The organism is Sulfolobus acidocaldarius SUSAZ (assembly GCA_000508305.1).
In the GTDB taxonomy this organism is placed as follows: domain Archaea; phylum Thermoproteota; class Thermoprotei_A; order Sulfolobales; family Sulfolobaceae; genus Sulfolobus; species Sulfolobus acidocaldarius_A.
Genome location: CP006977.1, coordinates 662,621 through 675,685 on the forward strand (window position 1 = coordinate 662,621; position 13,065 = coordinate 675,685).

The following is a 13,065-nucleotide window of genomic DNA, read 5'->3' on the forward strand; positions in this document are numbered from 1 at the left end:
TTTAATTATTTTCTTGTTCTTCTTGTACTGTTTCAATTTTCTCCTTTGCAACGTCTTCCAAGCTTTTCATCTTAGGTTCAGGTATTAATACAATAGTCAGGATAGCACCAATTATACTGACAGCAGCTAGTAATAGAAATATATTTCTAAATCCAATTGAGGCGACTAAGCTAGGAAACAGATAAGTTGTTATTGCAGCTCCCAATTTTCCACTAGCTGCAGATATTCCATGACCTGTACTTCTGAACTTGGTGGGATACACTTCAGATGGTATTACAAATGTTGTAGTATTTGCACCAAAGTCTATGAAGAAGAACGTTAATGAATATAATATAAATGCTACAGTCGCAGGTATTGTAAACGATATATTCTTACCAGTTTGTAATAATACTAATGAGACTATACCATATAATATTCCCATGACTATAAAGCCTTGTACTTGTATCAATTTTCTTCCTAACTTATCGATTAAAGCTACAGCTGTGAAATATCCAGGGAAACCGACTAAATATGGTATGCCTCCAATGAATAACTGCTTTGCCAATTCGCTCTGAAATTCAGAAATAGAAGTAATAGTTGAACTAAATGGTGACCCAAATATTGGTGTAATAACAGAGGATGAATACACTCCTGTTCCATAAAATGCTATGTCAAGAATAAACCAGGTTCCAGCAGTTCCAATTAGTAACAAAGAGTAGTTACTTAGGGAAGTCATTATGTTCAGCTTAGTTGAGGAATTAGGTGTCTTTAAATTATCTTTCACCTGTAGATTAGCTCCGACAAATTGAGCAGCCTTTTTTGCTTCTTCCACATCTCCTTTAGCTATTAATGAATACCTAGGCGTCTCTGGTACTTTTCTCCTTAGGTAAATAACCGTGGCTGCAGGTATTGCACCAAATCCCGCCATAACTCTCCATGCAATATCGGGAGGTAATGTTAAAGCTGCAACAACTCCAACTATCAGAGCCGCAATTGAACCTAGAGCTTGATTTGAGAACACTAAAGCAACTAATTTTCCTCTATCTTTTACATTCGAATACTCACTCATAATTGTTGCTGAAATAGGATAATCTCCACCTATACCTAAACCCATTATTGATCTGAAGAGAATTAGTAAAGGTAAATTTGGAGATAAAGCGCTTAATAGAGCTCCAGCTGTAAGTAAAGAAGCTTCAACACCATATACCTTTTTCCTCCCTAACCTGTCACCGATGTAACCAAACACTAATTGACCAATTATTGCTGTCCATATAGCAGAGGATGCTAATAGACCAGTCCAGAAAGTACCTTGACTCCCTATCAAATATTCAGTAAATCCTGCCATATTAAAACCGAAATATTTGTAAGCATCAATCATCACAGCCAAAATATATGAGATTATTAATAAGTCATAAGCGTCAGTGAAAAATCCCATACCTGCAGTGTACCATATTTTAATATGATTCCAATTCAGTTTAGTGTTGTCAATTCCCTTGAAAGGATTATTACTCATATCAAGCTGTATTTAGAGGGTCTACTAATATATTTAGCGTATTTAGACTATAGTTTAGGATGTAAACTATTTATAACTATATAGTTCATTTATTTTTAAATTACTTTACGACAAGTATAGGTACCTTAGCCTTTTCTATCAAAGCTGACGAAACACTGCCTATTACTACTTTTTTAATTCCTGTTAGACCTCTACTACCTGTGACTATCATATCACAATTAACTCTCTCACAATAATCTATTATTGTGCTTACAACATCCCCGCTTTCAATTATAGCTGATTTAGCTGATGGAAATAACTCTAATACTTCTTTATGAAGATTTTCGGCTTTTTTCTCATCTTCAATAATTTTTTGATCTGGTGACCTGGGTGCCTCTTTTATAACTGTTATTACATATACTTCATCTTCTTTTTTTAGTATGCGAAGTAGAAATCTAACAGCCTTTTTTGACTGTTCTGACCCATCATAAGCTATTAAAAACTTCATATTAATATTTACTTAAGTGAACGCTAATTAAGATTTTTATAATGACGGAAGTAAATTATGCTCTTTTTTATGCTAAGGAATGAGAGTAAGTTTATTATTTGCTATATAAAAGTCATGAAAATATAGAGACTATATAGATAAACTAGAATCACTAAGGATACAAAATTTAAATTAAACATGTATACAAAGATCAAAAATCTCGTAAAATTCTTATTTTTAAAGTTTTATTCTGATAACTTTCATTTTGTTATGCATAAGTTGACCTGGATTAAGCATAATAATTAAAATTTACCAAAATATTCTATAGGTGCCTAATGAGAAGTAATAAAACATATACACTAGTGAGATGCAGGTTTATAATAGATTCAGAGAGTATAACTGAAAATTTGAACCTAATTGTACAAGGAAATACAATTAAGTCTATTGGTCATGAAATTGAAGGTGATGAAATTGATTGTTCAAAATACGTTGTTATTCCGGGCTTGATTAACGCTCATACCCATTCTGGGATGATGATATTCAGAGGATATTATGACGATAGTGAACTGACTGAGTGGTTATCTAGAATTTGGGACGAAGAACGAAAAATGACCCAGGAGGTTATGAATATTGGGTCAGAACTATCCATCATTGAAATGTTATCTAAAGGTATCACAGGGTTTGTTGATATGTATTTTAATCCAGAAGGTGTTAAGGAACTAGCTGAAAAGTACGGTATTAGAATTGATGCTGGATATACTTTTTTAGATTCAATGTTGGATCCATATGAGGTAGATTCTAGACAAAGGAAGCTTAGTAAAAGTAACTACTTTAAACCTATAGTAAACGTTCATAGTATATATTCCACATCTATTAATACTCTGAAATTAGCAAAACAACTGGCTGAAGAGACGGAAACACGTATTCATATTCATGTGGCTGAAACTAGGAATGAAATTTTTCAGTCTAAGAAAAAATACGGCAAATTTCCTGTAGAGTTTCTACATGAATTAAATATAGTTGAAATTTCTCAATTGGTTCATTTAGGATGGGTCGCAAATTGGGAATTGCAGTATATAAAAATGGCTACACATTGTCCTACATCTAATATGAAATTAGCCACTGCAGGTTTTTTCCCATTTATAGATATGATCGAAAAGGGTAAGAACGTTACTATAGGTACTGACGGACCGTCTACAAATAATTCACTGGATATGTTTAGGGAAATGAAAAGTGCGGTATTATTGCAGAGACACTCCTATTGGGACACTAGAATGAAAGCACTTCATGCTCTTAAATCTGCTACAGAAGAAGGATACAAATTGATGGGAATAAAGGGAGGAAAAATAAAAGAAGGATATGTGGCAGACCTGGTTCTTCTTGATACTGATGAATTATATCCCCTAAAGAAAGACCGTATAGTCTCAAATATAGTTTATAATGCAGTGGGGGAAAACGTAAGTAAGGTAATAATTGATGGTAAAGTAGTATATGAAAGGGGAAAATTTTCTACGAGAAAGAAGGAACTTCTATCGCTCATTGACGATATCGTAATGTAAGTAGTAGACTAAAAGCATAGGAGAGTTTGGTGATAAGCTTTTGTTATTACATTATATTGACCTGGAGCATCCATTACTAAGTACAAATTTTCATGTGTTTTATGTGTCTTATAATTGCTAAATTCAAGTCTTAAAGTAGACTATTTTGAATAATCAAGTGTCTTTTTTGAGACTTTCTAAAGTATTATATTTAAGCGGGTTATCTTAAAGAAGTATTTACACATACAATAGGAATCCCGCCGCGGGGACTTGAACCCCGGACCACCCGGTAACTGCCCTCCTAACCTACAGCCGGGCGCTCTAGAACCGGGCTGAGCTACGGCGGGTCTTCCATTATATACTGTAAAGTAGTTGCAATATAAAGTTTATTCCTTAGGTAACTTGAGCATAATTATGCCAATCATTTATCAAATTATATTACATCAAAATCTGCAAACTATGATCAAGAATGCGGGGGGTGGGATTTGAACCCACGCAGGCCTACACCATCGGGGATCTTACCCGTTTGGGGTCCTAAGCCCGACCCCTTTGACCTTGCTCGGGCACCCCCGCAAGACACAAATCTATTTTTATGGTAAAAAACTTTAATCTTTAACTGTCTCTAGCATCGACACTACATTCCATATGGCTATTCTGGTATGCATGGGCATATTCGGGTCTTGGCTTATTTCCTCTAAAATCCCAATTGCGTTTGCTGCTCTTACTGCTGGACTCAAAGTTTGATCCTGAAGATTTCTAATAGCGTCTGTCGCTGCTCTTCTAATGTTTCTGGGAACACTAGTATCATTCACTATTTTTTGTAGCATCCCCACAGCCTGTCTAATTTTTGCCTCATTGTCATAAAGAGCAGACATTGTAAATCACCCAAAGATATTTTACTATAGCACTTTTTTAGTTTATTGTGGGATTTCATGAGTACCACAGACTCAGTAAAGAAAGCTGCGGAATTGCTTAGGCAAGGTGCTACAATGTTAGATATACCTTGCCCGGTTTGTAATATGCCATTGTTTAGGCTAAAAAGCGGAGAAGTTATTTGTCCTACTCATGGTAAGGTATATATAGTTAAGGATGAGGCTGAGCAGAAAAGGATTCAGACTAACTTTCTTATGGATAGCTTGGAGAATATACTTGTTAATAATGTAGAGAAAGTCGCAGAGAAAATAAAACAAGATCCTATGGATACCGAGTCAATAACCCAAATAATTAGGTACCTCGAAGCTATAGAGAGAATCATGAGAATTAGAAATGGTTTAGAAAAGAATAAACAATAGACCACGTTTCCTCTACAATCTCGTCAATGGATTTCTCAGCATTCACTATTCTTATTTTATTATTTCTTTTAGCTAGTTCCAGATATTTCTCTCTAACCTTTGATAATGTAGAAATTTTTTCAGCAAAATTGAATTTGTCCACCTTATTTTTTATTCTCGCAATAGCAGTTTCAGGCTTTAGATCGAGTAGTATAGTTAAGTCAGGCTCTGGGAAATATTTGTTTAGGTTCCTTATCCAATTTTCATCGATTCCCAGAGAACTCTGATATGCTATTGTAGAATCAATATATCTATCCATGATAATAATTTCAGGACTTTGTTTAAACAGTAGATTTAGGTGATATGCTCTGTCTGCAGTAAACAACAATGTTAATGATATAGGATCTTTCCATCCTATTTCCTCAATCAACTTAATAATTTCCCGACTGAAAGGCTCTGAAGTTAATATGATTTTTCTATTACTTCCAATTTCTATTAAGAGTTTTTCATAGATTATTTTAGATATAGTTGTCTTTCCTGATCCATCTATTCCTTCAAATGATATTATAAACATCTCTTTATCTTCACTCTTCTTTCATCATAGTCATTATTTAATGCTATACTTCCCAAAATTACACCATCAAATACGGTAATAGGCGATTGAATGGTGACTTTTTGATTAACTTCATCAATCTGTTTTATTAAGCCTGCACCTGCAATTTTTCCCTTATGTGAGAGACCGACAATTAATCCTGTGATCTCCTCTCTCTCGACGTAGTAACCTTGGCAGGGTTGTTCATCTATTAATTGAACTTCCTCTCCCCAAGCAAACAATAAATTCTCGGATAATGGTGAACCTAAAATTTCTCTTATGTCCACATCTACTAGGAGAGATTTCGAGAAATAACTCCTATATTTATTTTTTCTATATATTTTCCGTGTTTTTATGTTTCTGTTTACATCCAGTGGAAATGGTTTGATTATTTTTACTTTTCTACTTATTTCTATAGGTAAATCGGTTAGTATCTTTTCATTGAATACTAAAATGTAATCAGGATCCAATCTGTAGATCAGTTCAAGTTTATGTTTAAGGGCTAAAAATCCGTTTATCCATCCGTCAGCATCAACAACCAGGTTCTTTTCGTCTTTATTCATATTATATAATTTATCTATCAGTGATATGTGGAGCCTAGGATTAATTGATGGTGTTATATCGCCAAAAAATTCTATACTTTCATACGTTCTTTCCGATAGTTTCAATTTTTTGTCAACTTGTCTAGACGAGATAGACACAAATGTTGGCAAAAATAATGAAGATTGGCCTACATCTGCATCTATTATTTTGCCTCCATGCATGTTGAGTAACATGTTAGAGAGATAGGTCTTCCCTGAGTTCTGCTTACCCAAAATAATTATCCTTCCTTCCAAGTCATTGATAATTTTATGCCAGCCTAAGGTGGGATATTTTGATAATATTTCACAATTACTATCTAGAGAACTTACATCCATAGAAGTAAGGGTGAATGTATCATTCTCATGTATATCCAACTGTCCTTCCATCAGCACTATTCCATTTACAGATATCTTACCGCTGTTTATTCTAATTACACACGGACCTTTTATGACAAGATCGGTATCTCTGTCTAACTCAATCATATTGCTGCCCTAAGTGCAATAATATATGCAGCTCGTATATCTCTGTCTTTCACGATAATGAAAGGATTTTTTAGACTACTTCTGTTCTCGTCAACTAATTTCAGATTAGTATACTCTCCCCTTAAAGACTCATATAATTTTTTACCTACAAGATTCCCGTTTCCTATTCCTATCTTGAAGGTTTTATGAGGATAGATCCTGATTATTTCGTTTAAATAATTTTTTATATTTTTTAAGTCGATTGTATTTGATTCTACTAGTTCGCCATCACCGAGGACAGCAACTGAAAGTTTATTTGGAACATTTGCGTCTATGCCAATCAGAAGTTCATTAAAGTATTCTTTGCCTCTAAGTTTACAGACTAAATATCCTATAGTTTTATCTATTCCTAAATTTCTAACTAACTCCTCTGTTATAATAATTTCGGCATTCTTTGGATTTTCTTCTAAGTTTATGTTTCTTTGCCTAAGGCGTAAAATTAGCTTGTGGTACAATTTAAGATCGTTGACATCAATTGCTACTTTTTTTACCACATATTCAAATTTCTTTTTGAGGATATAAAGATTGAGATTAATGGAGTTTATTTTCGAGAAAGGGAACATTATTTCAATTTATGGAGCTTCAGGTACCGGAAAAACAAATATCGGGTTGGAATTGTGTCAAGAGATACAGCCCAGTTTATTTATATCTACTGAAGGTAAATCCTACTCCAGTAGGGTTGAGAAATTAAGGTTGAAGAAAGATATACTCTTCATAGAATCTTCCAATGTTTTTGAATTGTTATATGCATTATCAAAAACAACTGATTTACATATAAAACTGATAGTTGTAGATACAGTAAATAAATTCTACAAATTATATAGAAATAAAAAAGATATTGAACTCACCTTAATCCTTCTAAAATCTATTGCAGATGCGGGAGTAAAAGTGGTTATGTTGTGGCAAATGTCAGGAAATAATAGAGTTAGTGGCGAAAAATTTATGAGAAATTTTTCGGACGATATAATGAGATTAAGCAAAGGAATAATAATAGGGTACTCGAGATATTGCAAGTTCAAGATAAATGATAATGGCGTGATAGGATGTTTATGATTGGTCTATTACTTGGATTGATATATTACATTCCAGCGTTGGTGGCTAATGGAAGTGCACCTTTCATAAAGAGTGGCACACCTATAGACTTTAAGAGAAAGCTGAACGATGGAAGGAGAGTATTGGGAGATGGGAAAACATTTGAGGGGTTATTATTATCTTTAACATTTGGTACCACAGTGGGAGCTATAATTTCAAGGTTTTTGGGAATAGAATGGATAATTATTGGCTTTGTAGAAAGTTTAGGAGCCATGCTGGGGGATATGTTAGGTGCTTTTATAAAGAGAAGAATCGGATTAGAGAGAGGTGCAAGAGCTCCTATATTAGATCAGTTAGACTTCATTTTAGGTGCAACTGTAGTTCTTATTAGTTTCAAGGTTAATCTGAATATTTATCAGGTCGCATTTGTTTGTGTATTAGTTATAGCTCTTCATATGTTTACTAACTATATGGCGTATCGATTAAAAATAAAAAGTGTTCCATGGTAATATATTATATGCCAAAAAGGAAAGGCGATGAAGTAAGAAAAACTTATAGCGTCGTCAATAATGTTTACGTTATTATAATATTAGTTTTGGTAATGGGTATAACTATATTAGGCGCTATAGCATTTCCATATTATATATCACCAATAACCTATTCTAATGGGGGAACAGCTCAAGCTGGTGGTGTAGCTGTCCTTGCAGCTCTCATAATATTAGGGTTAATATTGGGGGTTTACTTTGTCGAGAATAAAAATTACGATATAGGAACCCCAATTCTTATCCTAATGCTTGTTATCATTGTCATTTATGTTTGGTTAGCTTATGGTTCAGAGGCGATTAAATTTATATTTAATATGTCGGGGTAATAAGTATGGAACCTATTAGGGTAAAATTATCCACAGGTAGGGAAGTAATTGTTGATGAAAATGCAATAAGGGTATTAAATGAGTACGTGAGAACTCAAATGACATTGGAGCAACTCGCAAGGAGACTAGGTTTAACAAGCTGGGAAGAAGCTTATGAGCTAGTAAAACAAATTCCCTCATATGTGATGTGGACTCCAGTATCTATATATAGTAAGCAGGTACAATGAGAAAAGCTACTTAGATAATTTCTATACTTTCCTATAGCAATCGGGTCTAGATTCATATATGAGACCTTGTTTTCTCATATCGCTTATAAGTTTATCAAAAGAGGATTTTTCTATACCAGCGTTTTCAGCCTCTTTTGCAAGATCCTTGATTTTTACACATCCCTCAGAAGAGGTTATGGTATCTATTATCTCCAATATCTTTGACATTTTTTCTCTGGCACTCTTCGGTTTACCTGTCATTATTGTATCAATATCTATTTTACCTGATTCCACATCTATTCCTACTCTCTCTAGAAATATTCTCATTATATTTATTGCCCTTTCTGCATCTTCTCTTGAAACTTCCTCTTTTAGAGCCATTCTTGCATATGCTTCTGATATTCTTATTAATGCCTCTAGCTGTCTTGGTGTAATAATTATTGGCGAATCTGGACTCTCTGAACTTTTTTTTCTCATTTCTACGAAGAAATCTAGAAGCAATTTTTTGGCTTCATCCCCAAGTTTTGGGCTCACATTTTTTCTTGAGTAAGCAATATATTTCTTAAGTAATTCGGTATCTACAGTATTTTGCTGGACAATGTTTTTAGATGCATGAACATTCAAAATATGTGAGGCGAGTAATTCATCTTCTTTTCCTGGTTTATCTACCAGTATGAATATCAAGTCAAAACGCGATAATATCGTAGGTGGTAGGTTGATGTTCTCAATAAGTGTCCTCTCTGCGATGTATCTGCCTAGCTTGGGATTTCCCGCAGCTATGACAGTAGCCCTAGCGTTTAGTTTTGCGACTATTCCAGCTTTTGCAATAGATACAGTCTGCTGTTCCATTGCCTCATGAATTGCAACTCTATCCTCCTCTCTCATCTTATCAATCTCATCTATTACTGCAATTCCACCATCGGCTAATACTAATGCTCCTGCTTCTAGGTAATAATCACCACTATTTTTATCTCTAGTTACAGTTGCAGTGAGTCCTGCTGCAGTAGAACCTTTTCCTGTTGTATACACTGCTCTTGGTGCAACTCTGGCTGCAAATTGTAACATTTGTGATTTTGCTGTTCCTGGATCGCCTATTATGAGGATGTGAATATCTCCTCTAACTCGTGTTCCATCAGGTAGTAGTTTAGGAGAGCCTCCGAACAAGGATAACGCTATTGCTTCTTTAATTTCCCAGTGTCCATAAATCGACGGTGCTATTGAGGAAATTATTTTTTCTCTTATGAAGGAATCTTTTGAAAGTTCCCTGATTTTTTTCTCATCCTCCTCAGATATATTTACCTCATCAAGTACTTTTTGAGATATCTCAATACTATTAACCTTTAAATAAATATCAAATATTGCTTTACTGCCTCTTCTTATGTACGTATCTTTCTTTATCTCCAAAATTCCGACTACCTTAACTCTATCTCCTGGTCTCGAGATATCAACTAGATCATCTTCAAATACAATCTCCACTTGACGAGGAAGCTGACCTGGAGGAATTTCTTCAGGTCTCTCTTGTATTACAGCTTTTTGCCAATCGATAAACTCTGACTTATCCTCTATGAATTTGAATTGTCCAGGTTTGTTACATGCAGGACATACAGATGGTGCTTCAATGACCTCCCCCATATCTCCTTCTGGAGGCCATACAAACTCATGCATACAATCAGGGTTCATATGTTGAAATATGGCCTTTCTTAATCTTTCTTTAGGAGGAGTTGCTTTTACCAATATTCCTTCAACGGAAATTAGCCTTCCGGCATAGTTAGTTCTCAGTTTTCTAAGTTCTACAACTCTAGGTACATTTAATATTCTTACATGTAATTCTCGTATTTCATCTTGGTATGATGGATCTCTCTCAGTGACATAATCATAAAGTTTCTTTTCGATTAATGGAATGATTTCTTTAGGCGAATCTATAAGTTTGGTCGCAAATTTCTGGTTGAATGAATATAAATCAGAGAAGTCAACGTAAATGCTTTTCTTTCTATAAGCTATCATCTCATTTATAAGATTTTGATACACTAATCTTCCTTTATCATCATGAAAAGTTGATATAAACTCTAGAAATAATTCACCATAATCAAGCTGAGAAGGGGTTTCCAACAATATCACCTGGACCTTTTTCTATAGCATATTTTATGTTTTTGTATAATAGTATTTCCTCAGTAGTCATTCTGTCCATTAGATTTTCATCTTCTACGTTAAGATAAGCTAACTGTATAATTTTTCTTATTCTAATGGACATTATTTCACTTAACATTTGGTAAGCTTTCTTTATATTTTCATATGTTGCAACATCATTCTTCTTTTTAAGCTCATTAAATAGAGTTCTGACTTTAAAGTAAAAATCTTTGGGAAGCTTAATTAAAGATGCAGGAACACTTGCAGTCTGCTTTTCCTGGAACAGTATTTTACCCAGTTCATCTATTGTCACCATATCTATCATTTTAACTATCCCTCTATCTTGCAGGATGTTGGCTAGCCACAATTCTATTTCATCTTCAGTACCTTTATTCAGGATAGATTCTTTTGTCCCGTTATCAAATGGTCCCCAATCTTCTAAAACCATAACCTTCCTTTTGGACGTTTTATTCAAAATGGTAAGAGCCTTAATTTTAAGGGATATCGACATGACTGTTTATATAAGCTTTTAAGGTAAAAGTATAAATACGACATTACTCATGGAAAGACCAACACTTCTCCTAACTGCTAAAAAGAACAAAGACAACATCTGCTTGATAGAAATACTTAACAGGATCCTGATAAAGGATATGAACGCTACAGCTGTCGAGATAGTGAAGAACGTGATTATTCTATATTCTAATTTAAATCCAATGGAAGCTTATGGATTATTAATATCCGGACCTCCATCATGTGTTGCTAAAATATTTCCTATACATGGCATTATAGATAGCATTTCTGAGGCTGAAGTGATTAGGAAATCTGTTGATCTGTGTAAAAATGTGCTAAAGAATACTTTTTATGTTCAATGTTACTCAAGGGGAGTAAAGGTTAATTGCAGAGAAATTGAAATAGGTATAGGTATAGGTCTTAAGGGAATTACTAAGGTTGATTTCAAATCACCTGAGTTAATAGTTTTTGTGAATGTGGTAAGGGACAAGTCTTACATCTCGTTGTTAAAAAAGGGTGGAGAGAAAGTTTCGGTCAAGTCTCTGGGTCAAAATATATAGTATTACATCTAAAAATAGGATTAGGTGAAAGTTTTGGATGACATAAAGAATCTCATTGAAGATCTATTAGGAGGTGACACAGTATTTAACAATACTAAAATTTTAAATCCAGAATATATACCTTCAAATCTTCCTCATAGGGAAAATCAGATTAAAGAGATGACAGTTTCCTTTAGAGATCTTATATTGAATCCTGGAAGTTCGTCCATAAGATTGGTAATAATAGGAAGAACAGGAACAGGCAAATCTGTAACAACAAAGAAGTTCGGATTAAAACTCAGAGAAATAGCTCATGAGAGAAATTTAAGGTTAGAATACGTTCATGTGAATTGTCATAGACAGCGAACCTTATACCTTATTTTACAAGAGATTTCTCAAGGGCTACGGTTACAATTGCCTAATAGAGGTTTATCTTCACAGGAAACATTTAGAATAATATATGATTATTTAGAGAAAAGGAACATTCATCTTGTTATTACTCTTGACGAATTTGACTATTTTGTAAGTACAGCACCACTGGAAGATATATATTTCTTAGTAAGAGTTTACGACGAGCTAAATGTCACTACTAAGAGACTACATTATATTTTCATTGTTAGGGAAATAACTAGTCTTTCAGGTTTAGATAAGAGTATTAAAGATCATATAATCAAGAACATTATAGATTTTCCACCTTATAAATCAGCAGAACTATATGATATTCTTGCAGATAGAGTCTATAACGAGAAGGCATTTAAGGAGAATTCTGTATCGGAAGAGGTATTGAGGTTTATAGCTGAAGTTCATGGATTTGATAAAGGGGGTAGTGGAAATGCAAGAATATCAATAGAAACTCTTGAACTTGCAGGAAAAATTGCAGATAGCGAGAATTCACCAATCGTTACGTTAGAACATGCGAAGAAAGCTAACTCAAAAATTAACCCTGAATTAAGTGCATTAATTGATAGTATTAAAGAACTTGATCTTCATCAACTAATATTTCTAAAGGCTCTCGTATTATTACATGATCAAGAAGGGATAGACTTCTTTCCAATAGGTAAAATAGAACAAAGATATGTTGAATTAAGTAAGAATTTTGGTGAAGAGCCTAGGAGACATACTCAAATATTTGAATACGTTAGGCGGATGAAGCTAATGGGTCTTATAAACACAAGGCAAAGTGGTAGAGGGATGAGAGGAAGAACAACGCTAGTATCTTTACCTATACCTATTTCTATGGAATTTAAAGACTTAATAAATACAGAAATTAGAAAGAGGTTAGAACAATCGAGGATCTCATAAACTCCGTTATTTTAAA

Annotated in this window: 16 protein-coding genes and 2 tRNA genes; 8 read left to right on the plus strand and 10 right to left on the minus strand. The window is 34.0% G+C overall.

Translation table 11 applies throughout. The features are described 5' to 3' along the window. Position 1 precedes the first annotated feature (1 nt). Positions 2-1,492 carry an MFS transporter gene (locus SUSAZ_04040; GenBank protein AHC51229.1) on the minus strand — a complete coding sequence of 497 codons (1,491 nt, stop codon included), beginning with the start codon at positions 1,490-1,492 and terminating at the stop codon, positions 2-4. A 100-nt stretch (positions 1,493-1,592) separates the two neighbouring features. Continuing rightward, on the minus strand, positions 1,593-1,979 hold the full coding sequence (locus tag SUSAZ_04045; protein ID AHC51230.1) for a universal stress protein A: 387 nt from the start codon (positions 1,977-1,979) through the stop codon (positions 1,593-1,595). A 314-nt stretch (positions 1,980-2,293) separates the two neighbouring features. On the opposite strand from SUSAZ_04045, the gene SUSAZ_04050 reads away from it, so the two are divergent. Then, positions 2,294-3,517 carry an N-ethylammeline chlorohydrolase gene (locus SUSAZ_04050; GenBank protein ID AHC51231.1) on the plus strand — a complete coding sequence of 408 codons (1,224 nt, stop codon included), beginning with the start codon at positions 2,294-2,296 and terminating at the stop codon, positions 3,515-3,517. Between the two features lie 234 nt (positions 3,518-3,751). Here SUSAZ_04050 and SUSAZ_04055 read toward each other — a convergent pair. The 3 genes from SUSAZ_04055 to SUSAZ_04065 form a co-directional block, all read right to left on the minus strand. Then, positions 3,752-3,843, minus strand: a tRNA-Tyr gene (locus tag SUSAZ_04055). Between the two features lie 123 nt (positions 3,844-3,966). Then, positions 3,967-4,069, minus strand: a tRNA-Leu gene (locus tag SUSAZ_04060). 32 nt (positions 4,070-4,101) lie between these two features. Beyond that, positions 4,102-4,371 (minus strand): hypothetical protein, encoded by a 270-nt coding sequence (locus SUSAZ_04065; protein ID AHC51232.1) that lies wholly within the window; start codon positions 4,369-4,371, stop codon positions 4,102-4,104. 57 nt (positions 4,372-4,428) lie between these two features. Here SUSAZ_04065 and SUSAZ_04070 point away from each other — a divergent pair, with 57 nt between their 5' ends. Beyond that, positions 4,429-4,788, plus strand: a complete 360-nt coding sequence (locus SUSAZ_04070; GenBank protein ID AHC51233.1) for a hypothetical protein — start codon at positions 4,429-4,431, stop codon at positions 4,786-4,788. Here the strand turns inward: SUSAZ_04070 and SUSAZ_04075 are convergent. Genes SUSAZ_04075 through SUSAZ_04085 form a run of 3 tightly spaced genes read right to left on the minus strand, consistent with a single transcriptional unit; the run spans position 4,757 to position 6,956 of the window. Then, the gene (locus tag SUSAZ_04075) at positions 4,757-5,341 is read right to left on the minus strand and encodes a thymidylate kinase (protein AHC51234.1); all 585 of its coding nucleotides are present in this window, start codon (positions 5,339-5,341) and stop codon (positions 4,757-4,759) included. The genes SUSAZ_04070 and SUSAZ_04075 overlap by 32 nt on opposite strands. Beyond that, positions 5,332-6,423 carry a GTPase gene (locus tag SUSAZ_04080; protein ID AHC51235.1) on the minus strand — a complete coding sequence of 364 codons (1,092 nt, stop codon included), beginning with the start codon at positions 6,421-6,423 and terminating at the stop codon, positions 5,332-5,334. Before SUSAZ_04080 ends, SUSAZ_04075 begins: the two co-directional genes overlap by 10 nt. Then, positions 6,420-6,956 carry a hypothetical protein gene (locus tag SUSAZ_04085; protein ID AHC51236.1) on the minus strand — a complete coding sequence of 179 codons (537 nt, stop codon included), beginning with the start codon at positions 6,954-6,956 and terminating at the stop codon, positions 6,420-6,422. The genes SUSAZ_04080 and SUSAZ_04085 overlap by 4 nt, the downstream gene beginning before the upstream one ends. 31 nt (positions 6,957-6,987) lie before the next feature. On the opposite strand from SUSAZ_04085, the gene SUSAZ_04090 reads away from it, so the two are divergent. Genes SUSAZ_04090 through SUSAZ_04105 form a run of 4 tightly spaced genes read left to right on the plus strand, consistent with a single transcriptional unit; the run spans position 6,988 to position 8,592 of the window. After that, positions 6,988-7,515: an ATPase AAA gene (locus SUSAZ_04090; protein ID AHC51237.1), complete on the plus strand. Its 528-nt coding sequence runs from the start codon at positions 6,988-6,990 to the stop codon at positions 7,513-7,515. Continuing rightward, positions 7,506-8,003 (plus strand): hypothetical protein, encoded by a 498-nt coding sequence (locus SUSAZ_04095; GenBank protein AHC51238.1) that lies wholly within the window; start codon positions 7,506-7,508, stop codon positions 8,001-8,003. The genes SUSAZ_04090 and SUSAZ_04095 overlap by 10 nt, the downstream gene beginning before the upstream one ends. Before the next feature lie 8 nt (positions 8,004-8,011). Then, positions 8,012-8,365, plus strand: a complete 354-nt coding sequence (locus SUSAZ_04100; GenBank protein ID AHC51239.1) for a hypothetical protein — start codon at positions 8,012-8,014, stop codon at positions 8,363-8,365. Positions 8,366-8,370: 5 nt separating this feature from the next. Next, complete coding sequence (locus SUSAZ_04105) at positions 8,371-8,592, plus strand: hypothetical protein (GenBank protein AHC51240.1); 222 nt, start codon at positions 8,371-8,373, stop codon at positions 8,590-8,592. Between the two features lie 21 nt (positions 8,593-8,613). Here SUSAZ_04105 and SUSAZ_04110 read toward each other — a convergent pair whose 3' ends face one another. Next, the gene (locus tag SUSAZ_04110; protein ID AHC51241.1) at positions 8,614-10,680 is read right to left on the minus strand and encodes a Minichromosome maintenance protein MCM; all 2,067 of its coding nucleotides are present in this window, start codon (positions 10,678-10,680) and stop codon (positions 8,614-8,616) included. Then, on the minus strand, positions 10,658-11,209 hold the full coding sequence (locus SUSAZ_04115; protein ID AHC51242.1) for a hypothetical protein: 552 nt from the start codon (positions 11,207-11,209) through the stop codon (positions 10,658-10,660). Before SUSAZ_04115 ends, SUSAZ_04110 begins: the two co-directional genes overlap by 23 nt. Positions 11,210-11,258: 49 nt before the next feature. Between SUSAZ_04115 and SUSAZ_04120 the strand changes: the two genes are divergently transcribed. Both SUSAZ_04120 and SUSAZ_04125 read left to right on the plus strand, forming a co-directional pair. After that, entirely contained in the window at positions 11,259-11,768 is a 510-nt protein-coding gene (locus tag SUSAZ_04120; GenBank protein ID AHC51243.1) for an RNA methyltransferase, read from the plus strand. A gap of 24 nt (positions 11,769-11,792) precedes the next feature. Next, positions 11,793-13,049, plus strand: coding sequence for a cell division control protein Cdc6 (locus SUSAZ_04125; GenBank protein AHC51244.1), 1,257 nt, complete (start codon positions 11,793-11,795; stop codon positions 13,047-13,049). The last annotated feature ends 16 nt before the right edge of the window (positions 13,050-13,065 follow it).

What these genes read in the sequence shown, in the direction of transcription:
- SUSAZ_04045 (AHC51230.1), bottom strand. Translation starts at nt 1,979, where the DNA reads ATGAAGTTTTTAATAGCTTATGATGGGTCAGAACAGTCAAAAAAGGCT.
- SUSAZ_04070 (AHC51233.1), top strand. Translation starts at nt 4,429, where the DNA reads ATGAGTACCACAGACTCAGTAAAGAAAGCTGCGGAATTGCTTAGGCAA.
- SUSAZ_04080 (AHC51235.1), bottom strand. Translation starts at nt 6,423, where the DNA reads ATGATTGAGTTAGACAGAGATACCGATCTTGTCATAAAAGGTCCGTGT.
- SUSAZ_04050 (AHC51231.1), top strand. Translation starts at nt 2,294, where the DNA reads ATGAGAAGTAATAAAACATATACACTAGTGAGATGCAGGTTTATAATA.
- SUSAZ_04100 (AHC51239.1), top strand. Translation starts at nt 8,012, where the DNA reads ATGCCAAAAAGGAAAGGCGATGAAGTAAGAAAAACTTATAGCGTCGTC.
- SUSAZ_04075 (AHC51234.1), bottom strand. Translation starts at nt 5,341, where the DNA reads ATGTTTATAATATCATTTGAAGGAATAGATGGATCAGGAAAGACAACT.
- SUSAZ_04115 (AHC51242.1), bottom strand. Translation starts at nt 11,209, where the DNA reads ATGTCGATATCCCTTAAAATTAAGGCTCTTACCATTTTGAATAAAACG.
- SUSAZ_04095 (AHC51238.1), top strand. Translation starts at nt 7,506, where the DNA reads ATGTTTATGATTGGTCTATTACTTGGATTGATATATTACATTCCAGCG.
- SUSAZ_04120 (AHC51243.1), top strand. Translation starts at nt 11,259, where the DNA reads ATGGAAAGACCAACACTTCTCCTAACTGCTAAAAAGAACAAAGACAAC.
- SUSAZ_04105 (AHC51240.1), top strand. Translation starts at nt 8,371, where the DNA reads ATGGAACCTATTAGGGTAAAATTATCCACAGGTAGGGAAGTAATTGTT.
- SUSAZ_04065 (AHC51232.1), bottom strand. Translation starts at nt 4,371, where the DNA reads ATGTCTGCTCTTTATGACAATGAGGCAAAAATTAGACAGGCTGTGGGG.
- SUSAZ_04040 (AHC51229.1), bottom strand. Translation starts at nt 1,492, where the DNA reads ATGAGTAATAATCCTTTCAAGGGAATTGACAACACTAAACTGAATTGG.